Here is a 26,692-nt window from a genome sequence, read left to right as displayed (position 1 = left end):
GAGTTGTATTCGAATCATCCCTTCAAAAGAAGGAATTCAAATGGTTTAAGTGAATTGAAATCAACTCAAAGCGAGTCGATATTAAAGAAATTATAACAAATATTTAAAATTTTCTCTATAAATAAAGGGTCAATTGTTACAATTACTTGGCATGCTAATTGCATCTTACTCATTAAAAGAGAAGGAGTGGCTAGGATGAGTCAGCAATTAGCAGAAATTAATATTCAGCGTTTAATGGGAACGATTGAGGAAAGTGCGGAAATTGGAAAGTTACCTAATGGAGGGATTTGTCGTTTGACTTTAACTGATGAAGATAAGGTCATGCGAGACTTATTTTATCAGTGGTTGTTAGATGCCGGTTTGGAGATCAGAATAGATGACTTCGGAAATATGTATGGGCGTCGTGAAGGAGAAAGGGATGAATTAGCGCCTGTCTTAATTGGTTCCCATTTAGATACACAGCCCAATGGTGGTAAGTTTGATGGGATATTAGGAGTTCTTGGTGCATTGGAAGTTATTCGAACTTTAAATGACCTGGAGTTAAAAACAATGAGGCCAATAGAAATTGTTAATTTTACGAATGAAGAAGGCGCACGTTTTGAGCCAGCAATGTTGGGTTCAGGTGCAATGACAAATGTTTTTCCTAAGCAAGCCGTTTTAAATAAGACCGATCAACAGGGGAAGGTTTTTGGTAGTGAATTACGGAGGATAGGTTATGAAGGGACTGAGGAAAATCGAGCTAAAGATATTTTTAGTTTTCTAGAGTTACATATTGAACAAGGTCCTATTTTGGAAGATAGTCATAAAGCAATCGGTATAGTGTCGGGTATCCAAGGCATGAACTGGATAGAAGTAACGGTGAAAGGTGAAACGGCACATACAGGCACAAGGCCGATGGTTAATCGAAAAGATGCCATTCTACATGCAGCAAAACTAATAACAAGAATCTATTCATTAGCAGCGGAGTATCCGGATTTATTAATTTCAGTAGGCCGGATAAATGCCTACCCGAATGTGATTAATTCTGTATCCAGTGAAGCTAAATTTTCAATTGATATTCGTCACCCTAATAACAAAACACGCAAACGATTTACTAACCAATTAAGAGAGACTTTAAGCATGATGACGTTAGTTGAAAATATGGAGATACAAATCACTGATATAGCTGACGTTGAAACAGAGCACTTTACTGATAGCATAATAGAAGTCATTCAAACGGCTGTTAAGAAATATGGTTACTCTTACTTAAACATGCAAAGTGGAGCTGCTCATGACGCGAAGTATTTAAACAAGGTAGCACCTACAGGAATGATATTTATCCCAAGCATTAATGGGGTAAGTCATTGTGAGGAAGAACTCAGTGAAGCAGTAGATATCGAAAGAGGTGTTCAAGTATTGCTTCATAGCGTTATCACACTCGCAAATAAAGAGAATCTAATATAAAAATTAAGGGGGCTAAGGTAAATGACTAAAAATACAAAAGATGTAGTGAACGAGGTTTTTGCAACAGTTGAAAGCTTATGGGATGAAGAAGTTGAATTTTTACAAAAATTAGGACGTTATCCTTCCACTTTAGGAAATGAGACAGCCATTCAAGAATACATCGCTACCTTTTTACAAAATGATTTACGTTTAGAGGTAGAAGAAATGATTCCTGATCCGAAGCAACTTGGTGCTCATCCAGGTTTTTCAACCCCTGAATGGTCGTATAAAGGCCGTCCAGTTGTTGTGGGTAAGTATGAAGCACCTGGTGAGAAAGATGGGAAAAGTATTATCTTACAGGGACATATTGATGTTGTAAGCCCAGAACCAATGACAAAGTGGAGTCATGACCCGTGGGGTTCTTCAATTGTTGGAAATAAAATGTATGGTCGTGGTATTGCAGATATGAAATCTGGTGTAGTTGCTATGATCTATGCCTTAAAAGCTGTACGGGAGGCAGGAATCATTCTTTCTAATGATGTCATTATAAAGACAGTAATTGAAGAGGAATGTACGGGAAATGGTGCATTGGCTGCTATAGAGGCTGGGTATCGAGCAGATGCTGCTTTAATTCCTGAACCTTTAGGGCAAAAAGGATTAATCGGTCAAGTGGGTGTAATATGGGTACGAATCAAAGTAACAGGGTTGGGAGCCCACACAGAAAGAGCAGAGCAATCAATCAATGCAATTGTTAAGTCCTATATAATGGTTCAGGCACTATTAGACTATGAAGAAGCCATTAATAGTAAAGAAAATCACCCCATATTCGCTGATCACCCTCATCCATTGAATGTAAATATAGGAAAAATACATTCAGGAGATTGGCCATCTACGGTACCGTCAGAATGTATTATAGAAGCAAGAGTAGGTTTTAATCCGGGTATCGACCCACAAGATGTGAAGGAAGAGTTGAAGACATTTTTATTAGCTGAAGCGAAGAAAGATCCTTGGTTGATGGAAAATTTGCCTGAAATTACATTCTATGGATTTCACGCAGGTGGGTTTGTCATAGACCCCGACCAGGAAATTTTTCAAATACTTGGTGAAGCACATGAAATTACTGAAAATAAAAAGCTAGAATTTAGTACATTTACGGCAACAACGGATGCTAGATTTTACAATTTGTATTATGATATCCCATCCACATGCTATGGTCCGACAGGAGGAAATTTGCATGCACCTGATGAATGGGTGGATTTAGAAAGTGTTAAAAGAGTAACCAAGACATATGCTGCTTTCTTGCTAAAGTGGTGTAAATATAAAGAATAATTTTATGGGGGGATAGTAATGTATATTGGTGCATGGCTGCTTTTCGGAAGTGCGATTTTTACAAGTGTGCTAGCTTCTGTCATTGTCATTAGAATATTAAGAAAAGAATATTTACCCGTTATTCAAAAATTAGAAAAAGAAGACGGTTCTACAACAAGTGAGAAAGATGACATAACAAAGGAGGCTTAGGATGGAAAAAATAATCTTTTTTATAGTTATAGCAGTTTACATTATTGCGGGTATTATTGTAACAAGATATGTAAAAAGTAAGGATGATTTTTATGTGATGGGTGAAAAGGGTTCAACACTTCTCATCGTAGGAACATTAGCAGCCACTTATCTAAGTGCTGTAACATTGTTAGGTCTTGCAGGAATGAATTATAGCGAAGGTCTTGTAGCACATGCAGGTTTTGGTTCTTTCGGTGCATGGTTGGGCACGTTATTTGCGGTCATTTATATAGGTAGAAAGATGAAAGCAATTGAATGCCAAACGCTTCCTGAGTTCTTTGAAAAAAGATTTAAAAATAAAACAGTTACGGTCATCTCAACAGTTATTATGATTATTGGTTTATTAGCTTACGGAGTCGTTCAGCTTATAGGTGCAGGGGTGGTCTTATCTGAAATATTAGATATTCCGTTCCCGATACTAATATTGCTATTCACTTTTGCCCTCTTAATCTTCAGCGCAATGGGTGGAATGTATGGTGTTGTTATAACAGACACATTGATGTTTTTTACAATGCTAGCTATTTCAATCATTATATCTCCGATTATTATAGGACAAGCTGGTCTCGATCAGATTAAGAACTTAGGAGAAGTAATTCCTAACTACTGGGGAGTTACTGGTGCGGAGAATCGTCCATTTGGATGGATATTCTCTCAATTTTTAATGTGGATATTATTTTTCACATGCACACCGTCACTTGTATCTAGAGTGTTCCCTGCGAAAAATGATTTTGTTATATTAAAAACAGCAGTTATTGGTGTGTTCTTTGCTCCTGTTATGCAATTACTTGTCTTTATTGCAGCAGCAGCCATGCAAGTACTTCAACCCGGAATTGAGCCTGCTGACCGTGTATTTATTGTTGGGATGATGGAATATATTCCTTCTGGTCTTGCGGGGATTGGCCTTGCAGGGTTAATGGCATCCATTATGTCTACGGCTTCAACACTTTTTGTTTTAACAGGTTTTGCATTAGCTAAAGACTTATTTGAAAATGTCTTACATAAGGAAATGAGTGATAAGCAAAGTTTAATTCTAGGGCGTGCTGCTCAAGTGTTTGTCGCTATTCTTGTTTGTATTATTGCCATTATTCAACCATCGTCAATATTCTGGATTTCCATATATGCAGGTTCGATTTTTGCTGTGGCATGGTTGCCAACAATTGTTGGGAGTCTTGAATGGAAGAGAATGAATAGTAAAGCAGCAACAGCTAGTATGACTGTGGGCATAATCTCTTATATCCTATTTGGGGAACTTATTCGCTGGAAAATAGTCTCATTCCCAACGGGTTTTGATAATTTCTATTTAGCTATTATACTTTCTATACTTACTTTGATGATGGTTGGATATTTAACCACACCATCAGAGTATGAGTTGCAATACTATCAAAAGCTAAAGAATGCAAAATTATCTACATTAACTATTCGGAATATACTTAAAAATCCGAATGGTTTAGCCCAACTCAAACGTGAATATAAGCAAACCTTTATCATTGCTATTTCTTTTATTGTGATTTCAGTTGTGCTATGGGGCTATTTCCTTGTAAAGCTAGGGATGTAATTCCTGTCTTAGCAGGCGAAGGTAATAGAAAAAGTCTCTCTCTACAAAAAACATTGATTGTGGAGAGAGATTATATAAAATATATTAATAACTAACGATTATTCTTCTTAAACCGACCATGAATATTATTCCACTTATACGTACCAGCTTCGCTAAATTCATACAGTTCCATTGATAAAGCAAAATAGCGTTGATCATATAGTTCCTTGAAGTGATCCTTCATCATAGTAAAGAGTTCGTCACATACAGCTGCCTTTACCTGCTCACTTCGTCCGGAGCCGATTTTGAGGGTTGCATGAACGAAGGCATCGTCTGCCTGACCATCTGCAATATAATAGTCTTCTAGCTCAATGGCTCTTGAACGGATTCCGCCTATCGGAAAAGTAGGCGATTTACTTATGAGGATTTTGTTCGCTTTCTCTAATAAGGCGGGAATATGTGCAGTGCTTTTGATGTTGCTCGTATATTCAATAATGAAATGTGGCATAAAAATCCTCCTTTCATTGATAGACAGGTTCGCTTATAATGGTGTTCTTGAGTCGGCCGATGCCTTCGATTTCAGTGAGGACCGTGTCTCCCACTTTCGTATCGACTGAACCTTTTGGTGTCCCAGTGAGAATGATATCGTTTTTATTGAGTGTCATGAAACTGCTTAAATAGGCGATGAGCTTTGGAATACTAAAAATCATATCTTTCGTTGTTCCTTCTTGGACGACACTGTCATTTACATAGGTGCGTAAAGTGAGATTCATTGGATTTTTTATCTCATCTGCACTGACAAACCAGGGGCCGATGGGTGTCAATGTATCACGATTTTTCACACGTAGGTTTGGGCGATAGTAGTTTTCTAAATAATCGCGGATGGCGTAATCATTGGCCACGGTATATCCAGCGACATAGTTATAAGCATCCTTTTCTTGTATATTTTTACCAGATTGACCAATGACTACTGCTAATTCACATTCATAATGCATATAGGTAACATCGGCAGGGCGGAAAGTTTCCCCGTTATGACCGATAAGTGTATTAGGTCCTTTTAAAAAAACGAGGGGCTCTTTCGGTGCGTTAAAAGAAAGCTCTGCCGCATGATCGGCGTAGTTGAGTCCTAATGCAAAAATCGTTTGTGGCACAATAGGAGGGAGCCAAACGACATCATCTTCTGAAACGATGGCGCCAGTATCTAATTGTAGCTTACCGTACCATTCTATTGCCTCGTGGATATTCCCTTTATAGGCGACACGTGCGGTTTTCATATCGTATTCTCCTTTACTGGTTGTTTTGTGATAATAAATTGGTTTTCAAGTGAGCCGATGCCAGCAATCGTTATTTTGACAACATCCCCATTACGGGCAAGCGGAGGGTTTTCTGGTACACCGACTAGTAATGTATCGCCTTCAAATAAGGTCATAAAGGAAGTAACCTCTGCGATCAGCTCAGCGACGGGGCGGATTAAGTTTCTAGTTGTTTGCTGTTGCTTTAACTCTCCGTTGATATGGATGGTAATATCTAAGTCGTCAGGGTTCGCCAGCTCTTTTCGATCAACAATCCATGGACCGATTGGACAGAATCCGTCTTGCGCTTTTTCCTTGATGGCAGGACGGTAAACACTGCTATGTGGAATACTGACATCATTAGCAATTGTGTAGCCCAAAATATAATTTTGTACTTCTTCTTTTGATACGTTGCTTGCTTTTTTACCGATGACTACTGCAAGGGTAGCGCCTATTTGTAAGGTATCTTCTTCTTTTGGCATAGGAATGCTCGCTTGATGGTAATTGATTGTATTGACTGGTTTGATATAAAGAATGGGTGCTTTCGGTGGTTGTTGGTAAGGGCTTTCACAAACAGCTGAACCAAGTGCTTCTAACTCACCTTTGTAATTAAGTAATGTTCCGTAAACCGTTCCAGATACTGGGGGATGGACGACAAGCTGTTCAATTGGGGTTGTCTCTTCTCCTCGGGTTATTAGTTGTTTAGTAGAATCGACATAAACCTCTTGTAAAAAGAATTGTCCATTATATCTCATCATTGCTTTCATCAATGTGATCAACACTCCTTTAACAAAATAATGATTAAATCATAATTTATTATTTTAAATATTTCAAATAATGTAAAATAAATTGCATCCTTTTCTACAAAATATCCAAGTGGAATCTTTACGGTACAATCTATCCTTTTTTATATTTGAAATCTCTGAAATTTGTATTTTGATTACTTCAAATCTAGTGGTAAGAGGGAATCGAGTCAGACATACAAAAAAACATAATATACTAAACTTCACTTTAGAAGGTGTCACTCTTCTACTTACTGATAGAAAACTTCCTAGTATTCAATCAAACGTTTGTTTGAAAGGTCTCTATCATTCGACGGGCACTTTTCGATAGGTAACGATTTTTTAACCAAATAATGGCCGATTCCGATTGAATGGTTGCATCTTCTAGCTCTATGACAATCGCTTTATCTGCATAATAAGATTGCAATGTAGACTTAGGTACTATTGTTGCACCAACCCCAGCAGTAACAAGAGATAAAAGCATAGAGGCATCGGGACATTCCAAAATCACTTTCGGTTCAAAGCCGTGACGACGGCATTCATTTGTGACGATTTCGAATTGACCTTTGCCATTGATGCGATGGAGTAAGAGTAATGGGAAGTTTTTGATATCTATCATTTTGATGGAAGTCTTGTTGTGGATATGTTGTTGCCATGATTCTGGAATGACTAGTACGTAAGGTTCTGTTGGAAAGCGAATCATCTCAATATCATCCATCTCTAGCGGAAGGCGAGTGACAGCTAGTTCGATTTCGCGATTTTTCAATAGCTCGCCAATGTAGTAAGTATCACCTTCTCTTAACTGAAAGGTAACAAGAGGGTATTTTTCACGAAACGCCCGTAAGCGGTCTGGTAAAAAGGCGAAACAAGATTTGCTCGCACCAATAGAAAGCTTTCCTTTCACGCCTTCATTTGTTTCTTTGACTTCGTTTTTAGCTTCATCTAACTCAGATAATATTTGTAAGGCACGTTCATAAAGGACGCTACCTGATTTGGTCAGTTCCATTTTCCTACCAATGCGATCGAATAATTTAACGTCTAGTTCTTCTTCTAGTTGTTTCAGTTGGTGGCTAAGTGGTGGCTGTGCCATATGTAACTTCTTTGCTGCACGTGTGATTTGCCCTTCCTGAACAATTGTACAAAAGTATTGCAGCTGCTTTATGTCCATCTTGCTCCTCCTTGAAACGATACTTTTTTTATATCCAAAACAAACAAAAACAATATTTTTTATATAATCTAACACATGTTAAACTGCAAATGAAAGAGCTTACAATAAAAATATTCAAAAATTTCAGAAATAAACTTAAAGAAGGAGTGTTTGTAAATGACGAAGTTTGCTGAAGTAAAACAAAGATTAAGAGGTTCGATTGCACCGATTATTACACCATTTCATGAAGATGAATCGATAGACTTTGACTCATTTAAAAAGCTCATCCATTGGCACATTGAAAGCGGAAGTCATGGTATTTCTGTTACAGGAACAACTGGAGAACCAAGTTCATTAACAATCGATGAACGATTGAAAGTGATGGAAGTGGCGAAAGAAACAATTAACGGAAGAGTACCATTTGTACCAGGTACAGGCTCAACAAACCATCAAGAAACATTGTACTTAACGAAAAAAGCAGCGGAGATGGGTGCAGATGCTGCCCTTATCATCGTTCCTTATTATAATAAACCTTCGCAACATGCGCTTTATAAGCACTTTAAACTTGTCGCTGAATCCGTACCAGATCTCCCCCTCATCGTTTATAACATTCCAGGTCGAACAGGCACAAATATGCATGTGGAAACACTTGCGAAGTTGAGTAAAGATTGCCCGAATATTATTGGTGTAAAAGAATCGAATAAGGACTTCGAACATGTGAACCGTGTACTACTGAATTGCGGTCGTGATTTCCTACTTTATTCAGGAATTGAACTGTTATGTTATCCGATGCTAGCCATTGGTGGCGCAGGACATATTAGCGCAACAGCAAATATTGTCCCAGATAAAGTGGCAGCGATTTATGATGCATGGAAAGCTGGCGATGTAGAACAATCACAAAACTTGCATTACGAACTCATGCAGTTGAATGATGTTTTGTTCAAAGATACGAATCCTGCACCATTAAAAGCAGCACTTGGTCAAATGGGCAAAATTAAGCCGGTACTTAGACTGCCGATGGATTTACCTACGCAGAGCTTGCAAGATGAAATTGCAGAAGTCTTAAAACATTATGTGGACCTTCCTGGCGGTGTCGTGCAGAAGTAAAGTGATTTAAACAAGGAGTGAAACAATATGACTAATCATGTGACCGAGACGAATCAATCAAAGCAAAATTTTGCAGTTGAGGATGTATCCCTATTTATCAATGGTGAATTTGTTGATAGTGTTTCAAAGAAAACATTTGCCAATCTAAGTCCCTTTTCAAATGAAACGATTAATCTTGTAGCTGAAGGCGATAAGGAAGATATTAATGTTGCAGTGGAGAGTGCGAAAACAGCTTTCGAGACAATTTGGAAAACGATGAAAATTTCAGAGCGGATGGTATATATTAACCGCATTGCTGACCTTATTGATGAAGAAGCGGAAGAGATTGCGAGATTAGAAGCGATTGATACAGGGTTGCCTATCAGCCAAACGAAAAAACAAGCGGCACGTGCAGCGATGAACTTCCGATTTTACGCGAAAATGGTTGAATCGACCTTGCATGGTGAAGCCTACCAAGTGGACGATGAATTTATCAATTATACGATCTATAAACCGCTTGGGGTTGTGGGGTTAATTACGCCATGGAATGCCCCATTTATGTTAGAGACATGGAAGGTGGCGCCGGCATTAGCGACTGGGAATACGGTCGTCCTTAAACCTGCGGAGCTATCTCCATTAACGGCGAATAAACTGGCTGAAGTGATTCAAAAAGCAGGTTTACCTAAAGGGGTATTCAATATTGTCCATGGCTTCGGGGAAACAGCAGGTGATGCCCTTGTTCGTCATCCTGATGTGGAAGCGATTTCATTTACGGGTGAAACAACGACTGGTTCAACCATTATTAAAAATGCTGCCGATACGTTGAAGAAAACCTCAATGGAATTAGGGGGGAAATCACCGTTGATTGTTTTTGAGGATGCCGATTTAGATCGCGCCCTTGATGCAGCTGTTTGGGGGATATTCTCTTTTAACGGTGAACGCTGTACATCGAACTCCCGCGTGTTTTTGCACAAAAATATTAAAGAAAAGTTCGTTGCAGCACTTAAAGATCGGGTGAAGAATATCGTCGTTGGTGATCCCATGGATAAGGCCACAGAACTTGGCCCGCTGATTGAAACAGCCCATTATAACAAAGTGAAAAAATATATTGAAATCGCGGGAGAAGAAGGCTGTGACGTTTTCCAAGGGGATGTGCCAGCAGCATTCTCTGCCGGTAATTATGTTCCACCAACTTTATTATTAAACGCGACGAATGATATGAAAGTTTGCCAGGAAGAAATCTTCGGACCAGTGATGGCAGTGATTGAATTTGAAACAGAAGAAGAGGTCATCCAAGTGGCAAACGACGTAAAATACGGCTTAGCTGGCTTCGTTTGGACGAATGATATTAAGCGTGGTCATCGTGTGGCCCAAGCTGTAGAGGCAGGAATGATTTGGATTAATTCGCAAAACACACGGGATTTACGAATTCCGTTTGGTGGAACGAAGGCGAGTGGTATCGGACGAGAAGGTGGACATTATGCCATTTTCGAATTTTATACAGAACCTAAGGTCATTCATGTCGCCATCAGTGATCACCATATTCCACAATTCGGTAAGAAAAAATAAGGAGGGGAATAGATGGGGGCAAAGAATGGAAAGCAATATATCGAGCGGCTAAAAAAGGCGAGCAATAACATTTATTTGCACGGCGAAAGAGTGCAAGACGTAACAGCACATCCTGGTTTAAAAGGTGTCGTGAAATCAATGGCAGATCTATATGATTTGCAGTTTGAAAAACCGGAAAAAATGCTTTACACGTCACCAACAACAGGTGAACAAGTAGGAATGACATGGCTGCAACCAAAAACGATTGAAGATGTAATAAAAAGACGAGAAGCCATTCAAGAGTGGGCCCTTACATCAGGTGGTATGATGGGCCGCTCACCCGATTACTTGAATGCAGAAGTGATGGCTATGGGTGTATCAAATGAATTATTTGCTGAAGCAGATCCGATGTTCGCAGAAAACGCACGTAAGTATTACGAATTTGCTAGGGAAAATGATATTAGTTTGACACATACATTGATTCATCCACAAGTGAACAGGGCTAAGGCACAACATGAACAGAAGGATGCCAATGTCGCTCTCCATTTAGTGAAGAAAACAGATGAAGGAATATATGTGGATGGTATCCGTTTATTAGCAACGCAAGGCGGTATCACTGATGAAATTCTTGTATTTCCATCGACTGTGAAAAAAGCAGGTGAATTGGATGATCCGTATTCTTTAGCGTTTGCCATTCCGAATAATACCCCAGGATTGAAGTTCATTAGTAGGGAATCATTCGATTATGGGAGGAATAGTTATGACCATCCACTTAGCTCCCGTTTTGAAGAAGGAGATGCAATTGTATCATTTGAAAATGTATTTGTTCCGTGGGAGCGTGTATTTGTGTGCGGGAATTCATCAATTTGTAACCGCACCTTCCGCGAAACAAATGCGGTCGTGCATATGTCGCACCAAGTCGTTTCAAAAAATATCATTAAGACAGAATTTATACTCGGAGTAGCTTTGTCGATGATGGATGCCATTGGTATTGATAGTTTCCAACATGTGAAGGACAAAGGAACAGAAATCATGTTGGCACTTGAAACGATGAAATCTCATATGTACCGTGCTGAACATAATGCAAAGCTCGATAAGTGGGGGACCATGACACCTGATTACGAGGCACTCGATGCTGCACGCAACTGGTACCCAAGAGTTTATCCTCGTCTCATAGAAATTCTACGTGTACTAGGTGCATCTGGATTAATGGGAATTCCGACACAAGCTGATTTTCAAAATGAAGAAATTGGTGATATTATTCACCGTGGTTTACAAGGGAAGAATCTAGAAGGTTACGAGAGAGTTCAACTATTTAGGTTGGCTTGGGATATCACGATGAGTGCATTTGGCAGCAGGCAAATGCATTATGAATACTACTTCTTCGGCGATCCTATCCGTATGGGGATGACCTACTTTGATCATTATCAAGCAAAGGATGAGCTAAAGGCCAGAGTACAAGACTTTTTAGGCAAAGCGTCCAATTCAAAGTTTTTAAACGTATAAGGGGGAGCGCGTGATGAGTGTAGATTTTGATATTATTCGCACGGCTAGAGCGATTTTACATGTGACCGATTTAGAGCGTTCTCGTGATTTTTATATCAAAGGACTTGGTTTAGTAGAAACCGAATCGGATGAAAATACGATTTATTTAAGAGGCTTAGAGGAACATGTTCATCATAGTCTAGTGTTGAAGAAAGCAGACGCACCACATGTTGAAGTCACTAGCTATAAGGTAAGATCAGATGCCGATTTAGATGCATTGGCAGCTATGTTTGAAAAGCACGGTATGAAGACAAAGTGGTTAGAAGAGGGTAGCCAGCATGCCATTGGCAGGGCTTTACGGGTACAGGATGTCTCAGGAATCCCGTTAGAATTTTTTGCGAAAATGGATACAGTTGAGCGCCTATTACAACGCTACGATTTATATCAAGGAGCAAAGGCCCAACGGATTGACCATTTCAATAATATGGTCTCTGATGTGGAAGCCGCTTATGGTTTTTATACAAAAGAACTCGGTTTCTCTTGTTCAGAATACACGGCAACTGAAGAGGATAAAATCTGGGCAGCCTGGATTCATCGAAAACCATCCGTCCATGATGTCGCCTTTATGAATGGAGAAGGCCCACGTGTACACCACGTCGCTTATTGGCTCAGCGATCCGATGAGTTTAATTCATGGTTGTGATGTGCTAGCAGCACTGGGTTATGCAGAAAATATTGAACGTGGCCCAGCAAGACACGGCTTATCCAATGCCTTTTTCCTCTATTTAAGAGACCCAGATGGCCACCGTATCGAGCTATATAATGGCGATTATTTAACGAGCGATCCCGACTTCAAACCAATCCGTTGGGAGCTCAACGACAAACGCCGCCAAACATTCTGGGGTGCAGCAGCACCGGACTGTTGGTTTAATGAAGCATCAACCGTTCTAGATGTACACACTGGCAAACCACTTGAAACTGTGGCAGCGAAATTGAAGCAGGCTAAACCGATATTTATTGTGTAATGGGAGAGAGGGAGTGAGTCTTCATTGGAAGCACTCCCTCTATTTCTAGTAAGAAAGCTAATTTTTTTGAAAATAGAATGACTGCGAGTCGTTTCATCTAAAAAAGGGATAGTCGCGACTGATCTGGATGGGAAAGAAAAGTAGAGGAAAAGAGAGAATCGCGACTAATCTAGTTGTGAAGGAAAAGATAAGTAGAGAAAAAGAGAAGGTCGCGATTAATCTCGTTGTGAAAGAAAAGATAAGTGGGGCAAAGGGAAGAATCGCGACTAATCTCGTTGTGAAAGAAAAGATAAGTAGGGTAAAAGGAAGAATCGCGACTAATCTGGCAGTGAAAGAAAAGATAAGTAGGGCAAAGGGAAGAATCGCGACTAATCTCGTTGTGAAAGAAAAGATAAGTAGGGTAAAAGGAAGAATCGCGACTAATCTGGCAGTGAAGAAAAGATAAGTAGGGAAAAAGAAAGAACCGCGACTAATCTCGTTGTGAAGGAAAAGATAAGTAGGGAAAAAGAAAGAATCGCGACTAATCTCGTTGTGAAAGAAAAGATAAGTAGGGTAAAGGGAAGAATCGCGACTAATCTCGTTGGGAAGGAAAAGATAAGTAGGGTAAAAGGAAGAATCGCGACTAATCTGGCAGTGAAAGAAAAGATAAGTAGGGCAAAAGGAAGAATCGCGACTAATCTGGCAGTGAAAGAAAAGATAAGTAGGGAAAAAGAAAGAATCGCGACTAATCTGGAAGAGAAGGAAAAGATAAGTAGGGCAAAGGGAAGAATCGCGACTAATCTCGTTGTGAAAGAAAAGATAAGTAGGGTAAAAGGAAGAATCGCGACTAATCTCGTTGTGAAGGAAAAGATAAGTAGGGTAAAAGAAAGAATCGCGACTAATCTCGTTGTGAAAGAAAAGATAAGTAGGGCAAAAGGAAGAATCACGACTAATCTCGTTGGGAAAGAAAAGATAAGTAGGGTAAAGGGAAGAATCGCGACTAATCTGGCAGTGAAAGAAAAGATAAGTAGGGCAAAGGGAAGAATCGCGACTAATCTAGTTGGGAAGGAAAAGATAAGTAGGGTAAAAGGAAGAATCACGACTAATCTCGTTGTGAAGGAAAAGATAAGTAGGGTAAAAGAAAGAATCGCGACTAATCTCGTTGTGAAGGAAAAGATAAGTAGGGAAAAAAGGTAAGGCCACGACTTTTCCTCCTTCCGGTCATTTGTTTATGGCTTTGCCCTAAATCGTCAAAAAAGTGTTTAGCCTCTTGTTTAATCAAGGACTTTCATGACCTGAGCTACGCTTAAAAATTGCTATTTATGAGTTCATAATAGGTTGCTCGGCCATTTCCGAGTCTTTTAGCGTTTTTCTGCAATATTCTATGAATAATAGCAGTGCTTACTTGCTTCCCAATCCACTCGTATATATCTAATGTTTTAATTTTCCTCTCAGGAAATAGGATTGAATAGTCTTTAATATTGTTGAAGATGATGTCATTTACAAATCCCGAATGGGAGCATTTCTTGCATTTAAACCTTTTTTTACTCAATCGCTCCATCCTCCCACAACACTTACTACAAAACACGCCCTTCGCTAATTCTTCATAATGATATTCTGGTTTGACAAGCATGTTTAGTTTGTTTTTGTGGTTGTCTAATAATGTCTCGATGATTTTAGTGTGAAGTAATGTTGGAGAGACAGTTTGTTTTTTTAATGAGTCAAGGTATTGTGGGATTTGTCCAGGAAAAATGATATTTCCATTTGGTTTTGCACCATATAAAATAAATTGGGGATTAACGAATATGAGGTGGTATTCAAAGGGAATGGGGAGCTGGTACCTCTTAAGAAACTGGTGAATGAGCGGTTCATTTCGTTTGATTTGGATGAGTGGACTTTTCATTTCTTTTTTTGAAGGACTAAGCCATTGGTCACCAACCAGTGTATAATTACCACTGTAATTTTTGATTTCAAAAATAACTATTTTATTCTGCAGAATACAAAGAGCATCTAATTGAATAATGGATTGGTTAATCTCAAAATTGAGATCATAAAGAATGGGAATGTCATCTGGCAGTTCGCTTAAGAGGGTTGTCCAACGTATTTCACCATCTGCTCCTTTTTTCATTGCTTGTAGGTGATGAAGGTGGTCTGAAGATAATTCCTTTCGAGCATGGAGTGCAAGAAGAAAACGGAGTTGTTGGGGAGGGTATAGCGGTTTCATAATGGGCAATCAAAATCATCCTTTCCTACTTTTTCTTATATTATAAAGGAGAAAGTTCGCCATGTTAACTATTACATTGGAGCAAGTGAGAGATTCTTAAGTGCTATATGATTTAGATTTTACTATAGGTAGTAATGAACTTTTGTATTGATGACCACTCAATTACTTTCTTTATTCCGGACAAACTTTTTGAGAAAATAAAGCGTATATCCCTTTTCCCTCGTTCATACCATGTACTACAGCCTAGTGCTGACGAGCATGTTAGGGGGAGTAGGGAATGAATCGATTAGCACACCGTTTTTCAAAAATGGTTGAGAGATTTTTACCGGATGCCTTTGTCATTGCTGTTATCCTGATGTTACTCATGATGGGCCTTGCTTTAATCATGAATCCAAGTGAGCCATTGATGATTGTGGAGTCTTTCGGTGATGGCTTTTGGACTTATTTAACCTTTACTATGCAAATGGTTTTATTATTAATGACGGGAATGGCATTAGCTAAAGTCCCTTTTATCCAACGTTTTCTCAGCCGTGTAGCATCATTAGCCAAAAGTGCAAATCAAGCTTATATTCTCACCTTTCTCGTATCCTCATTTGCCTATTATATTAACTGGGGATTGGCGGTCATTGTCGGTGCAATCATCGCCCGAGAGGTTGGTAAAAGAAATCAGCAGGCGCATTTTCCATTACTGGTAGCAGCTGCATATGCACCCACGGTATTGTACACAGCTGGTTTATCGAGTTCAATTGGATTATCAGTGGCAACAGAAGGTCATTTTCTTCAAAGTGCTATTGGTGTCATTCCTACTTCCGAGACAATATTCCATCCAGGTACAATGACGATTCTTATTGCCTTAGTGATAACGATGCCACTATTCATCATATTAATGGCACCAAAAAAAGACATTATTCCTTTTGTAGAAAAAGAAAAAAAGGTAACTTCTCGACAAAAGGAACAGAAAATAGATAGTCCGGCTATGAAGTTAGAGCGATCGAAGGTTTGGGGAACGGTAACAGGTTTGATTGGACTTATTTATTTACTGGTTTCATTTTGGAATGGTAGAGATTTAGATTTAAATATTATTAATCTTGCGTTTCTATCTTTAGGTTTATTATTTCATCAGTCGCTTACTCAATATGCAGAAGCTTTTAAGGATGCGGCCTCATCGATATCACCGATTATTTTGCAATTTCCTTTCTATGCTGGCATTATTGCGGTACTTGGTAGCTCAGGGATAGCTGAGTCTATTATCAATTGGATAACCAATGTGGCCACATCAGATACTTTTGGTGTTTTTACTTATTGGACTGCAGGCGTGGTGAACCTACTCGCCCCGTCTGGTGGAGGACAATGGGCATTACAAGGTCCATTACAAGTAGCGGCAGGAGCACAGCTAGGAGTAAATCATGCCATCACGGCAATGGCTGTCGGTTGGGGAGATGGTTGGACGAATCTCATTCAACCCTTTTGGGCTCTACCTATTTTAAGTGTTGTTGGTCTGCATATTCGCCATATAATGGGGTATTGCATTTTGTTGAGTGTTTGGGTCGGGGTGATTACTACTATTCTTATCTATTTTGTCTACTAGAGAATTTATAAAAGAAAAGCCGACCGAAAATGGCCGGCTTTTCTTTTATATTTCCACTGTTACCTTCGGCTGAGCAACCCAATGCCCAGGCGTTACTTCCACAAGTTCAGCATTATCGAGTTGATATTCCTCACGTCGCTCTTCTTGTGCGGACAAAGTTTCGCGTTTTTTCTGCCGTTCAATCGCTGGGTCAGGGATTGGGATGGCAGCGAGTAGTGATTTTGTATATGGGTGCTGCGGGTTAGCATAGAGTTCTTCACTTTCTGCGAGTTCGACGATTTTTCCCCCGAACATAACGGCTACACGGTCACTAATATGTTTAACCATGGAGAGGTCGTGGGCAATAAATAGGTAGGTCAATCCAAGCTTTTGCTGTAAGTCTTCAAGTAATTTAACGATTTGCGCTTGGATGGATACGTCTAGTGCAGAGAGTGGCTCATCACAGACGATGAATTTTGGTTCGACGGCAAGTGCGCGGGCAATCCCAATTCGCTGTCTTTGTCCCCCAGAAAATTCATGGGGATAACGCATTGCATGTTCCTTCTCCAAACCCACCATTTCTAGTAATTCTTCTACGCGTTTCCGGCGTTCTTGCTTATTTTTTACGAGCTTATGAATATCTAGTGCTTGACCGATAATATCAATTACTTTAAAGCGCGGGTTTAATGAAGCATAAGGATCTTGAAAAATCATTTGCATATGTCTGCGCATCATCTTCATTTCCTTTGCTGTTAGTTGATTCACAGGAATACCCTGGTACAACACTTCACCAGCAGTTGGTTCATTTAATCTTAAAATCGCACGCCCGGTGGTGGACTTTCCTGAACCAGACTCCCCGACAAGACCAAGTGTTTCACCAGGTTTAATAAAGAAGCTAATATCATCAACAGCCTTCAACACTTGGCCTTTGCCTAAATCGAAGTGTTGTTTCAATGCTTTTACTTCGAGAAGGGGTTCTTTTGCATTGATATCTTCACTAATACGCGGTGCTGGTTTTGCTTTCTTTTTTTCATGAAGCTTTGGTAAAGCGTTGAGTAATCGTAATGTATAAGGGTGAGTGGCATGCTCAAAGATTTCTTCGGTTGTGCCTTTTTCAACGATTTCCCCGTCCTTCATTACGACAACACGGTCACACATGCCAGCAACAACGCCAAGGTCATGGGTGATTAAAATGATCGCAGTACCGAATTTTTCCTGCATATGCTTCATTAGGTTCAGTATTTGCGCTTGTATGGTTACATCAAGTGCTGTTGTTGGTTCGTCAGCGATGAGTAGCTTAGGACGACAAGCAAGAGCGATAGCAATCATTGCCCGTTGCCGCATCCCGCCAGAAAACTCATGTGGGTATTGGGCAAAACGAACTTCTGGCTTTGGAATCCCTACTAATCTTAAAAGCTCAATGGCTTCAGCCTTTGCTTGAGTTTTACCTAATCCTTTTGTATGTTTTAGCATTGTTTCAGTTAATTGTTGACCAATACGCATCGTTGGATTCAACGAGGTCATTGGATCTTGGAAGATCATGCTCATATCTTTCCCTCTGATCGCTTCCAATTCTTGATCACTTGCATTGACCAGATCTTTACCGAGAAACATAATCTCGCCGTCTTTTAAAAGGGAAGGAGGAGACGGGAGCAGTCTCATAATCGAGCGGGCAGTGACACTCTTGCCACTGCCTGATTCACCGACAATGCCTAATGTTTCTCCTTTATTGACAGTAAAGCTGACACCTTTGACAGCTTCAAATTCCTTCTCTCGAGACATAAAGGATACTTGTAAATTTTCTATTTTTAATAACGGTTCCACATTCTCCACCTACCAAACTTTGATGTTTACTCTCGAACAATATTGACAGTCATATTATACTAGAATTAAAATATAGTATACAACTAGGAATTATCGGGACTAAAGGGGGTGAACGGATGAATGAATACAGTCAATAATGCGCCACAGATACATTCATCTAGCGTTCCTAATGTGCTTTCGACACTCAGTCAAACCTTTGGGAAAATGAACCAATACCCATTTTTAAAATGGGCGATGTTGATTATAGGTTTACCAGTTTATGTGATTAGCTTCATTATTTACCTCATAAAGAGAAAAGATGACGCTTATCAGCGGTTATGGCGTGAGCTCCATCAAGCATGCACAGAAGCCGGTTTAAAGGAAAAATTAATTACGAAACATATAGAACAGCAAAGGCGAAAGCAAACGTTCTTTCAGCAAAAGATAGATGAGTTGAAAATGAAACAAGTGGCTGAAAAGAGAGCAGAGGATGAGTTTCTTCAGGTAGTAGAGGATAAAGTTCAGGAGGAATTAGCACAGCGAGGAGAAGATCAATTAACTTTTGCAAGTATCATGCGATCATTATTAGAACATCCAGTATTTGTTGTTCTAACGTTCATACCTGGATTATTGTTCTATACCCTCCTTTTCTTGTATATGAATCCGTATATAAAGTATATTTTTGAAAGGCTTGTTTCCACCCTATTTGTTATTGTTGGGGTCGCTTTTTTTGTGTTTACGATTTTGTATATTTCACCGTTTGATCCAGCTGCCAATATTTTAGGAGTAACGGCTACTAAGGAACAGATCGCGACATTTAACCAAATTTATGGGTTAGATCAACCGTATTGGGTTCAATTATGGCAAGCAATTCAAGGTATTTTCACATTTGATTTAGGTGCTTCTTTTGCCGGAAATGAAAATGTTGTGGATGCCATCGCTAGAAAAATTCCAATCACACTATTACTAACGTTTATTGCCTTAATTTTAGCGATTGTTATTGCCATTCCTATTGGAATCATTTCTGCTACAAGGTCTAATACCTTTTTAGATTATACCCTTATGTTCGTAGCTTTAATTGGGTTATCGATTCCGAATTTTTGGCAAGGTTTAATCTTTATTTTAACATTTTCGATTGAGTTACAGTGGCTGCCGGCTACTTTTACACCAGGTAATTTGCTTTCGATTATCATGCCAGCGGTTGTCCTGGGAACCGGTTTAATGGCTTCCATTGCTCGGATGACTCGCTCATCTACGCTAGAAGTCATCCATGAAGATTATATTATTACTGCAAGAGCAAAAGGTCTTAATGAACGCCGCATACTTTGGCGCCATGCTTTTGGAAATGCTTTGATACCAATTATTACTGTCATTGGTTTAATGTTTGGCGGTATGCTCGGTGGAGCTGCTGTTACAGAAAAAGTTTTTAATATTAGTGGAATTGGAAGTTATATTGTTGATAAACAATTTATCCCTGATATTCCCGCTATTATGGGCGGTGTTGTATATATTGCCATTACAATCTCATTAGTGAACTTATTGATTGATATTTTATATGCATTTATCGATCCAAGAATTCGTTCAAAAATGAAACAATATTAAAAGTAGGTGCAGCATGTCTACTCATAAAGATAGCTTGTTAAAAAAATTCGCCTTAAAGGCGACATCTGAATATGCGCAGGCCAACTTTGCCCTTGTTGTCTCTATTGCCTTAACGCTGATCTTTTTGCTTGCAGGTATTGATTTTTCAACAGGGGCAATCAAGCCAGTTTTCTTTTCATTATTTATTGCTTATGCCGTTTTCTCTATCATTCAATCTTTTATTGCTTATCAAGTGAAGCGGGATTTGAAAAGAGATGGCGTTATACGCTCGTCGACAAGAATGTGGGGTTATTTCCAACTATTAAGTGTATTGGTGGGTAATATTTTCACAACCGCTTTTGCATTTGGTCTTATTAAAAAGAAAAAAAGCCCACAATACTTATTTACTATGTTTATGTTGATGACGCAATTCTACGTGATTGCGGTATCTTCATTAAACTTGTTTAAACCTTACGTAGCGAATACATTCCTCATGGGTATGTTTTTGTTACTGGCCATTTTCGTTTTTCAGTTGGTTGTACTCCTTTTAGTAATAAAAGATAACGGACAATTATCGAAATGGAAGTTGTCTGTAGGAATCCTATTAATACTTACTTCTTTAACCGGTAATTTATTTGCCCTTGCCTTAGGTTTATTTATGCTATTAGAAGTGTTCAGCAAAACGCCATCTACTGTTGCTAAATGGTATGCGATGTGGGAGAAAATTGCGAGTAATATGACAGCGATGCTAGGATTATTTTTCATTCTGTTTATTTTCTCTTTATCGATTTGCAGTTATTGGACCTTCGATTATGGTATGGCGGTTGATAATAATTATGGTGCTACATTACAAATGCCAAGTCTTGCCTATCCTTTAGGTACAGATAATTTTGGTCGCGATGTGTTCTCGCGCATTGTCTTTGGGGCCAGGATCTCTCTGATTGTAGGGGTTTTATCGACCTTCATTCCGTTTGTGGTTGGTGGGATTCTAGGTGCTATTTCTGGTTATTATGGGAAACGCACGGATAATATTTTAATGCGATTATTAGATGTATTATATGCTATTCCAGGTATTTTACTTGCGATCGTCATCATCGCAGCTTTCGGGGCAAGCACAACGACACTAGTGATTGCCTTAAGTGTTGGTTCAATTCCAACGTATGCAAGAACGATGCGAGCAAATGTGCTGATGATTTCCAATATGGAATATGTTATGTCGGCTCGTGCGCTCGGAGCAAGTAATCTATCGATTATTTTTAAACAAATTGTCCCAAATAGTATGGCGCCAATGATTGTAAAGGCTACGTTAACAATCGGAGGAGCAGTAATTGCCACAAGTAGTTTAAGTTATTTAGGATTAGGAATTGAGCCGCATATACCGGAATGGGGTAATATCTTAAAAGTAGGTAGTGCTTATCTAGAATCACATTCCTACTTAGCTATTTATCCTGGTATTGCTATTATTGCACTTGTTTTATCGTTTAACTTTCTTGGGGACGGGTTGCGTGATGCACTTGACCCTAAGCTTGATTAATAAATAAAAGACTTTCAGGGGGGAAAGCAGATGAAAAAGGCGGTACTATCATTCTTGTTAATATTTACATTGATTCTAACAGGATGTGTGAATACAAAATCTGATGTTGAGAATGAAGGTTCAGGTAGTGGTGATGGCTCTAAGCCATCAATAGAGATTCTTGGCATGAGCAGTAGTGAAGAGGACATGAACATTGTTCGTGACCAATTAACGAAGAATGGTTTTGATGTAAAATTAAACATCCAACCTGACTATGGTAGCTTTAAAGCACAACAAGATGCAGGAAACTATGATGTTGCTTTATCAAGTTGGACGACTGTAACAGGAAATCCAGATTACGCTGTGCGTTCATTGTTTATTAGCGGTGGAGATTACAGCATTATGGCTGATAAAGAGATTGATGAGTTGATAGATAAAGCAAGTACTGAAACACCAGAAGAATACGCAAAAACATATAAGGAATTCGAGGAAAAACTTGTATTTGATAAAGCTTATATTGCACCATTATATAGCTCTTACAAAACACAAGCATTGAATAAAGATGTGTTAGTACCAGATTCTGTTCGCCTTTCTAAATCGCGCTCTTTAGCATGGGAAACGATTGATTTCCAAGATGAAGCGAAGAGAGAATCAGATCCACTCGTATTATCGCAAACACTTTCAACACTGACTTCCCTTGACCCAATTAAAGGGAACGATGGTTCTATTAATATGTTGAATTCGAATATGTATATTCGCCTTGTAAACTTAACAGATGATGATGTTGTGACGGCTGATGGTTCCCTATCTCGTAATTTTAGTATTGCAGATGGCAATTCTGAGTATTATTTCTTATTAAGAGATGACGTTAATTTTGCCAAAGTTACTGATAAAAAAGCAGAAGAAACAGATGACCTTGTTGGTGCAGAGGATGTTGTCTTCTCACTAGAACGTGCGAAGGATAAAAATTCTGTACCAGATCACCGCACATATAGCTTACATGAGCATATTGAGACAGCTGAAGTTGTGACAGATGTTTCAGAATTAGAGAAAGTACAAACTTCAGGTGGCGAGGGTACGGTTAAAGCAGCACTTGAAGAAGGATTAGATACAGAGATTGCCGAGTTAGTTGCTGAAGATGATGCAGCAGATAACGCAGCAGGTAAATACCAAGTGGTGAAAGTAACAACTACAGAACCATTCCCACAAGTATTAAACTACCTTGCGCACCAATCTGCAGGTATTGTATCAAAAGAACAAGTCGAATCAATCAACACGTATAAAGTGGAAGACTTTGATGTAAACAAGGACATCGCTTATGGTGACCAAAACACAGTAACTGAAGGCGATAGCTATGACAATACGTTATATGCTAGTGGCCCATACATCTTATCTCATAAAAATGATTATGAAGCTGTATTCTACAAAAACCCAGGTTATATGACGGATACTGAAAATGAACCAAATATTAATCAAGTAAATGTTCGTTTCATTGCCGATATTGATAGCTCACTTTCTGCCTTACGTAACGGAGAAACACATATTCAATACAGCGTACCAGAAAATAAATATGAGACGGTAGAAGGCGATAGCAAACTACAATTACAAAGCATTCCAAGTAATGCTGTATCATACCTTCTATTTAATACAGAAGGTCGTGCCGTTTCTGAAAGTGCCGATCTAAGAAGAGCCGTACTTTACTCTATCAACCAAGAGGAAATCATCGACTACTACCAAGGTAATAAAATCAAAGCCTCATCTACAGTAAGTCCACTAGTAGATACTGGCAATGAACTAAAAGCCGATGCTGATAAAGTGAAGGAATTCTTAGGTAAGTATCAAGCTGAATAAAGGATAGAAATGAAAGATACCCCTCACAGGAATTTGTGGGGGGTTTTTGTATGGAGCTATCGTTCTAGTTGAGTGATGGGGTCAGTAAAAGGAGGAGAACAATTTTCAGTGTGGCATTTCGCACTAGCAAGAGTCATCATTGCTTTCGATATAAAATGCTGATTGGTTACGTGATAAGTGATTTAATATTGAAGCAACAAATTTGTATTACACCGTGCACAAATACAGTAACCCCTGAGGTAACTAGTTATTTTGCCGTTTGTCCACTTCAATCGCAATGAACTCTGGCAAATAGCTGGGAGTACAACCTTTTGCTACTTTTTCATCTTTGTAAAGACCCGTTTTCTCACCAAGATTCATACAACGTGTACGATTCTTTTCATCATAAACGCCTATCCAGCCTGCGGTGAAATTCATAGCCCATTGAACTTCCGGTTCCTCCTGCATAATATTAGCTTCTAATCTAGATAGCAAGTCTGCGGTGTTATCAGGCGGTGTTTGTCCAGTCCATCTCAATCGCCCTTGATAATACCAGAAAGCTCGCCTTTGAAGAGCAGAAGGACTATTTTCCCATGACTCCATCAATGCAATTTTCTTCTTGTCTTTGGTGAGTTGATTAGCCATTAACCAATCCATTAAGTTATTTCGCTCATCAAGAGTGTGAGTCTGCATATCCTTATCAAGCTTATTTAGCACATCTTGAGAAAGAAGTTTTTTGTCCATAATTAAGATTGCTAATAGTCTAGGCAAAAACTCTTCAGTTGACCAAAGTTCCATAGCTAGTTCGTGATCTTTTTTAATATCCTTCGCGATTTTTCGTAAGTCGCCTAGCTTCGTTTTACTATTGATCTGAAGTAGAATGTGTTCTGCTTTTGAAGATCGCTTTATTTCTGTATCTTTGTTTTTATCCATTTTATCCAACTCCTTTTTAAAAGCACTGTTTCACAATATGTCCGTGATGGTCTATATAATTTTAATCCGTGGTGGTGTGCCTCCAAAGTTCCTCGTATTTATAGTGTAGCATATATCGAATTAAAGCTTTCTCTACATATAATAGAAGAAAAACCATCTCTAATATAATACAAACATTCAATTCCTTTTAATTGGCTACGAAAAGAGCATCTCTTTTTAAAGAAATGCCTCGTTTGTTTAAGAACATCTATTCACAAAATAATTTATTAAGTAAACTCACTTTTATTTAGTTTGCCGCCATACTCATCATTTCAATCCCCTGACATTGAGAAGGCGTCCCTTTTATGAGTGTAAAGGAATTTCCGACCTTTTAAAAAGACAGGCCAATGACTAATGTAAGTCGTTTGAAGAGGAAAGTGATAATTTAAAAGCAGTATCCAAAGCTGGTTAAAGAGGAGGAAACATATCCAGAAGAAATCTCCAACAACGAGGAAACCCTAAACTTATGAACTGTTTATATTTCATGCCCACAAAGTTAGGTTTAAAGGTATTCGTAGAAAAATACTAGATAGACTGCTGGTCTTTGCCATTTGTAATGCTATTGGTTATAAATGAGTGATATGATTCAGAACAGATGAAAGTGTATCTTCTGTTAATAATCACTAATAATCATCAACAAAGCATTTCCCAGATAAATGATTTCATTTGTATATATTACCTGATATATTTGAAACGATTTCTTATTTTATTCCGTTTACATACCTTACTGATATTTACCATCAGGCATTGTTTGATTTCGATGGAAAGTTGCCAATAGTAGGGGATATATCGATTATACTTGGCTTAAGTATTGTTTTTTATTTAATGACAATTAAAACATTTAGGTGGCTCTAAAGAAAAAAATTTCGTTTTGAAATCAACTAATTGTATAAAATAATATTATTTCACATCCTTAGAGGACCTTATTCAACAGTAATAGTGGGTCATAATAGAAACAATAGCTAATTAAATAAAAATGGTTTACGGCTAAGAATGTACCCTATAGGTAAAAGTCTACCTATAGGGTACTTTTTGTGAAGTTATGGTCTCGTCGTTGGAGAAGAAGAACAGTACTTCTAACTTAGGAAACCAACATTGTCTATCAAAAAGTGGAGATGAGAGCAATTCAAAAGTAATCCCCGAATCCGAGAAAGAAACAAGAACCGCAAGCGGGATACTGAGAGTAATCCACATCCAAAACTATTTGTTCCTATCACTAACCATATTCATTGAATTGATTTCAACAATAATCTTTTCGCATTTCCCCATTGCCCACAAGTAGTGCTTGGATGTATTCGCAGCAAAATAGCTATATAGATTGCTTGTTTTTGTCCATTTGTAATGCTTTTTGGTGATGATTTCTTCAGTGGTATGGGACTTGATAATGTTCATGATTCGCTCATGGCTTAATTTACATTTCTTGATTGCTTGGTTGAGTTTCATATCTTGGTAGTTTTCCCAAATTTGTTGATTAAGCTGTTGAATCTCTCGCCACTTATACCCGGGTGCCGGCATGGATGGTGTATCTCCGGCCATGCCTTCTCTATACCAGCGTTCCAACATCGCATGCCATTCATATAGGTGCATAAGAATATCGCGGAAATTTTTATCCCGGTCAGCTGTCTCGATGGAAAGGCTTCTTTTTCTTACAGGAACAGATTCAATTAGTTTCATTAATGAGTGGAAATGTTGTTCACTCTCCAGTAAGAGGCGTTCCTTTGTATCATCCATTTCGGCCATATCCCTCCATTTTCAAATCTATTGTTGCACCCCGTAAATAATAATGCTTAAAAAAACACTAATAAATAAAGTAATCAGCCAGTCTCTTTTTCTTGTCATTTTCAACAGAATATTAAGCACAGCACTAATGAGAAATAGAATAAGAAAAATAATAAAAACGTATATTAATTCCATAGTATACCCCTATAAACGATATTTTGTATGAAAACAATCATATATATGAACATCACAATGGCGCAAAATAAAGCGATCCCTTTATGACCTTGTTGAAATAGAGTAATAGTCATAATAAGTAACATCAACCCTAATAGCAGTAACGACAATGGCTGCAATGTGAAATCTTCCGTTATGAAAATATATGTGATGGTAATTAAAGCGGGAAAAGATAAGATCATTTGTAGGATTTTAAGCACACTTTCTCTCCATTCTTAAATTCTTATTGAGGCAGAATAAAATATTCTTCTACTACAAAAATAATAACAAAAATTTCCTTGTTTTACATGGGGATATTCTTAAATTTGGAAAAAAACCGTGTATGTTCATTGTATAAAGACAACAATTACCTTGTAATACGATGTACATCGCATTACAATATAGTTAGCGACT

At 38.6% G+C, this 26,692-nt stretch carries 23 protein-coding genes; 14 read left to right on the top strand and 9 right to left on the bottom strand.

Annotation, left to right across the window (positions count from 1 at the left end; translation table 11 throughout):
- Nucleotides 1-195: 195 nt before the first annotated feature.
- From LCM23_RS12790 to LCM23_RS12775, 4 genes are read left to right on the top strand one after another with little or no spacing between them, the layout of a single operon-like run.
- Entirely contained in the window at nt 196-1,443 is a 1,248-nt protein-coding gene (locus LCM23_RS12790) for a M20 family metallo-hydrolase (protein WP_224937294.1), read from the top strand.
- Nucleotides 1,444-1,464: 21 nt separating this feature from the next.
- Nucleotides 1,465-2,751, top strand: a complete 1,287-nt coding sequence (locus LCM23_RS12785; RefSeq protein ID WP_224937293.1) for an ArgE/DapE family deacylase — start codon at nt 1,465-1,467, stop codon at nt 2,749-2,751.
- Between the two features lie 18 nt (nt 2,752-2,769).
- Nucleotides 2,770-2,940, top strand: coding sequence for a hypothetical protein (locus tag LCM23_RS12780; RefSeq protein WP_224937292.1), 171 nt, complete (start codon nt 2,770-2,772; stop codon nt 2,938-2,940).
- Nucleotide 2,941: 1 nt separating this feature from the next.
- Nucleotides 2,942-4,534, top strand: a complete 1,593-nt coding sequence (locus LCM23_RS12775) for a sodium:solute symporter family protein (RefSeq protein ID WP_224937291.1) — start codon at nt 2,942-2,944, stop codon at nt 4,532-4,534.
- Nucleotides 4,535-4,625: 91 nt separating this feature from the next.
- On the opposite strand, the gene LCM23_RS12770 is transcribed toward LCM23_RS12775, so the two are convergent.
- The 4 genes from LCM23_RS12770 to LCM23_RS12755 all read right to left on the bottom strand — a co-directional run bounded on the left by LCM23_RS12770 (nt 4,626) and on the right by LCM23_RS12755 (nt 7,755).
- Nucleotides 4,626-5,021: a 5-carboxymethyl-2-hydroxymuconate Delta-isomerase gene (locus LCM23_RS12770; protein WP_224937290.1), complete on the bottom strand. Its 396-nt coding sequence runs from the start codon at nt 5,019-5,021 to the stop codon at nt 4,626-4,628.
- Between the two features lie 13 nt (nt 5,022-5,034).
- Nucleotides 5,035-5,787 (bottom strand): fumarylacetoacetate hydrolase family protein, encoded by a 753-nt coding sequence (locus tag LCM23_RS12765; RefSeq protein WP_224937289.1) that lies wholly within the window; start codon nt 5,785-5,787, stop codon nt 5,035-5,037.
- A complete protein-coding gene (locus LCM23_RS12760; protein ID WP_224937309.1) occupies nt 5,784-6,572 on the bottom strand; it encodes a fumarylacetoacetate hydrolase family protein in 789 nt (262 codons plus the stop codon). Before LCM23_RS12760 ends, LCM23_RS12765 begins: the two co-directional genes overlap by 4 nt.
- A 295-nt stretch (nt 6,573-6,867) precedes the next feature.
- The gene (locus LCM23_RS12755) at nt 6,868-7,755 is read right to left on the bottom strand and encodes a LysR family transcriptional regulator (protein ID WP_224937288.1); all 888 of its coding nucleotides are present in this window, start codon (nt 7,753-7,755) and stop codon (nt 6,868-6,870) included.
- A 156-nt stretch (nt 7,756-7,911) separates the two neighbouring features.
- On the opposite strand from LCM23_RS12755, the gene hpaI reads away from it, so the two are divergent.
- The 6 genes from hpaI (at nt 7,912) to LCM23_RS12725 (ending at nt 14,053) form a co-directional block, all read left to right on the top strand.
- Nucleotides 7,912-8,841 (top strand): 2,4-dihydroxyhept-2-ene-1,7-dioic acid aldolase, encoded by a 930-nt coding sequence (gene hpaI, locus LCM23_RS12750; RefSeq protein ID WP_095371699.1) that lies wholly within the window; start codon nt 7,912-7,914, stop codon nt 8,839-8,841.
- Between the two features lie 27 nt (nt 8,842-8,868).
- Entirely contained in the window at nt 8,869-10,389 is a 1,521-nt protein-coding gene (gene hpaE / locus LCM23_RS12745) for a 5-carboxymethyl-2-hydroxymuconate semialdehyde dehydrogenase (RefSeq protein WP_224937287.1), read from the top strand.
- Nucleotides 10,390-10,401: 12 nt separating this feature from the next.
- Nucleotides 10,402-11,874 (top strand): 4-hydroxyphenylacetate 3-monooxygenase, oxygenase component, encoded by a 1,473-nt coding sequence (gene hpaB, locus LCM23_RS12740; RefSeq protein ID WP_224937286.1) that lies wholly within the window; start codon nt 10,402-10,404, stop codon nt 11,872-11,874.
- Between the two features lie 13 nt (nt 11,875-11,887).
- On the top strand, nt 11,888-12,877 hold the full coding sequence (hpaD, locus tag LCM23_RS12735) for a 3,4-dihydroxyphenylacetate 2,3-dioxygenase (protein ID WP_224937285.1): 990 nt from the start codon (nt 11,888-11,890) through the stop codon (nt 12,875-12,877).
- Nucleotides 12,878-13,004: 127 nt separating this feature from the next.
- Entirely contained in the window at nt 13,005-13,322 is a 318-nt protein-coding gene (locus LCM23_RS12730; RefSeq protein WP_224937284.1) for a hypothetical protein, read from the top strand.
- A gap of 35 nt (nt 13,323-13,357) precedes the next feature.
- Nucleotides 13,358-14,053: a hypothetical protein gene (locus LCM23_RS12725; protein WP_224937283.1), complete on the top strand. Its 696-nt coding sequence runs from the start codon at nt 13,358-13,360 to the stop codon at nt 14,051-14,053.
- A 109-nt stretch (nt 14,054-14,162) separates the two neighbouring features.
- Here LCM23_RS12725 and LCM23_RS12720 read toward each other — a convergent pair whose 3' ends face one another.
- Nucleotides 14,163-15,080 (bottom strand): nuclease-related domain-containing protein, encoded by a 918-nt coding sequence (locus LCM23_RS12720; protein WP_224937308.1) that lies wholly within the window; start codon nt 15,078-15,080, stop codon nt 14,163-14,165.
- Between the two features lie 277 nt (nt 15,081-15,357).
- Here LCM23_RS12720 and LCM23_RS12715 point away from each other — a divergent pair, with 277 nt between their 5' ends.
- On the top strand, nt 15,358-16,668 hold the full coding sequence (locus LCM23_RS12715) for a short-chain fatty acid transporter (protein ID WP_224937282.1): 1,311 nt from the start codon (nt 15,358-15,360) through the stop codon (nt 16,666-16,668).
- Nucleotides 16,669-16,713: 45 nt separating this feature from the next.
- On the opposite strand, the gene LCM23_RS26075 is transcribed toward LCM23_RS12715, so the two are convergent.
- Entirely contained in the window at nt 16,714-18,471 is a 1,758-nt protein-coding gene (locus LCM23_RS26075; protein ID WP_318247534.1) for an ABC transporter ATP-binding protein, read from the bottom strand.
- Nucleotides 18,472-18,591: 120 nt separating this feature from the next.
- Between LCM23_RS26075 and LCM23_RS12700 the strand changes: the two genes are divergently transcribed.
- Genes LCM23_RS12700 through LCM23_RS12690 form a run of 3 tightly spaced genes read left to right on the top strand, consistent with a single transcriptional unit; the run spans nt 18,592 to nt 23,395 of the window.
- Nucleotides 18,592-20,052, top strand: coding sequence for an ABC transporter permease subunit (locus LCM23_RS12700; protein ID WP_224937281.1), 1,461 nt, complete (start codon nt 18,592-18,594; stop codon nt 20,050-20,052).
- 13 nt (nt 20,053-20,065) lie between these two features.
- The gene (locus tag LCM23_RS12695; protein ID WP_224937280.1) at nt 20,066-21,565 is read left to right on the top strand and encodes an ABC transporter permease; all 1,500 of its coding nucleotides are present in this window, start codon (nt 20,066-20,068) and stop codon (nt 21,563-21,565) included.
- A gap of 30 nt (nt 21,566-21,595) precedes the next feature.
- Entirely contained in the window at nt 21,596-23,395 is a 1,800-nt protein-coding gene (locus LCM23_RS12690; protein ID WP_095371709.1) for an ABC transporter substrate-binding protein, read from the top strand.
- A gap of 243 nt (nt 23,396-23,638) precedes the next feature.
- Here the strand turns inward: LCM23_RS12690 and LCM23_RS12685 are convergent, their stop codons facing one another.
- From LCM23_RS12685 to LCM23_RS12675, 3 genes are all read right to left on the bottom strand, one after another.
- A complete protein-coding gene (locus LCM23_RS12685; RefSeq protein ID WP_224937279.1) occupies nt 23,639-24,307 on the bottom strand; it encodes a DNA alkylation repair protein in 669 nt (222 codons plus the stop codon).
- Nucleotides 24,308-25,546: 1,239 nt separating this feature from the next.
- Nucleotides 25,547-26,077 (bottom strand): ClbS/DfsB family four-helix bundle protein, encoded by a 531-nt coding sequence (locus LCM23_RS12680; protein WP_224937278.1) that lies wholly within the window; start codon nt 26,075-26,077, stop codon nt 25,547-25,549.
- 27 nt (nt 26,078-26,104) lie between these two features.
- A complete protein-coding gene (locus tag LCM23_RS12675) occupies nt 26,105-26,260 on the bottom strand; it encodes a hypothetical protein (RefSeq protein ID WP_180316918.1) in 156 nt (51 codons plus the stop codon).
- Nucleotides 26,261-26,692 lie beyond the last annotated feature (432 nt).

The organism is Cytobacillus kochii (assembly GCF_020171845.1).
GTDB lineage: Bacteria > Bacillota > Bacilli > Bacillales > Cytobacillaceae > Cytobacillus > Cytobacillus kochii.
The sequence above is the reverse complement of the archived record's forward strand: the minus strand, read 5'-3'. Positions and strand labels throughout refer to the sequence as shown.

Bases quoted from the DNA above. Each gene is read 5' to 3' on its own strand.
- LCM23_RS12770 (WP_224937290.1), bottom strand. From the start codon at position 5,021: ATGCCACATTTCATTATTGAATATACGAGCAACATCAAAAGCACTGCA.
- hpaE (WP_224937287.1), top strand. From the start codon at position 8,869: ATGACTAATCATGTGACCGAGACGAATCAATCAAAGCAAAATTTTGCA.
- LCM23_RS12690 (WP_095371709.1), top strand. From the start codon at position 21,596: ATGAAAAAGGCGGTACTATCATTCTTGTTAATATTTACATTGATTCTA.
- LCM23_RS12775 (WP_224937291.1), top strand. From the start codon at position 2,942: ATGGAAAAAATAATCTTTTTTATAGTTATAGCAGTTTACATTATTGCG.
- hpaD (WP_224937285.1), top strand. From the start codon at position 11,888: ATGAGTGTAGATTTTGATATTATTCGCACGGCTAGAGCGATTTTACAT.
- LCM23_RS12730 (WP_224937284.1), top strand. From the start codon at position 13,005: ATGGGAAAGAAAAGTAGAGGAAAAGAGAGAATCGCGACTAATCTAGTT.
- LCM23_RS12765 (WP_224937289.1), bottom strand. From the start codon at position 5,787: ATGAAAACCGCACGTGTCGCCTATAAAGGGAATATCCACGAGGCAATA.
- LCM23_RS12715 (WP_224937282.1), top strand. From the start codon at position 15,358: ATGAATCGATTAGCACACCGTTTTTCAAAAATGGTTGAGAGATTTTTA.
- LCM23_RS12695 (WP_224937280.1), top strand. From the start codon at position 20,066: ATGTCTACTCATAAAGATAGCTTGTTAAAAAAATTCGCCTTAAAGGCG.
- LCM23_RS12700 (WP_224937281.1), top strand. From the start codon at position 18,592: ATGAATACAGTCAATAATGCGCCACAGATACATTCATCTAGCGTTCCT.
- LCM23_RS12685 (WP_224937279.1), bottom strand. From the start codon at position 24,307: ATGGATAAAAACAAAGATACAGAAATAAAGCGATCTTCAAAAGCAGAA.
- LCM23_RS12680 (WP_224937278.1), bottom strand. From the start codon at position 26,077: ATGGATGATACAAAGGAACGCCTCTTACTGGAGAGTGAACAACATTTC.
- LCM23_RS12760 (WP_224937309.1), bottom strand. From the start codon at position 6,572: ATGAAAGCAATGATGAGATATAATGGACAATTCTTTTTACAAGAGGTT.
- hpaI (WP_095371699.1), top strand. From the start codon at position 7,912: ATGACGAAGTTTGCTGAAGTAAAACAAAGATTAAGAGGTTCGATTGCA.
- LCM23_RS12720 (WP_224937308.1), bottom strand. From the start codon at position 15,080: ATGAAACCGCTATACCCTCCCCAACAACTCCGTTTTCTTCTTGCACTC.
- LCM23_RS12785 (WP_224937293.1), top strand. From the start codon at position 1,465: ATGACTAAAAATACAAAAGATGTAGTGAACGAGGTTTTTGCAACAGTT.
- hpaB (WP_224937286.1), top strand. From the start codon at position 10,402: ATGGGGGCAAAGAATGGAAAGCAATATATCGAGCGGCTAAAAAAGGCG.
- LCM23_RS12675 (WP_180316918.1), bottom strand. From the start codon at position 26,260: ATGGAATTAATATACGTTTTTATTATTTTTCTTATTCTATTTCTCATT.
- LCM23_RS12755 (WP_224937288.1), bottom strand. From the start codon at position 7,755: ATGGACATAAAGCAGCTGCAATACTTTTGTACAATTGTTCAGGAAGGG.
- LCM23_RS12780 (WP_224937292.1), top strand. From the start codon at position 2,770: ATGTATATTGGTGCATGGCTGCTTTTCGGAAGTGCGATTTTTACAAGT.
- LCM23_RS12790 (WP_224937294.1), top strand. From the start codon at position 196: ATGAGTCAGCAATTAGCAGAAATTAATATTCAGCGTTTAATGGGAACG.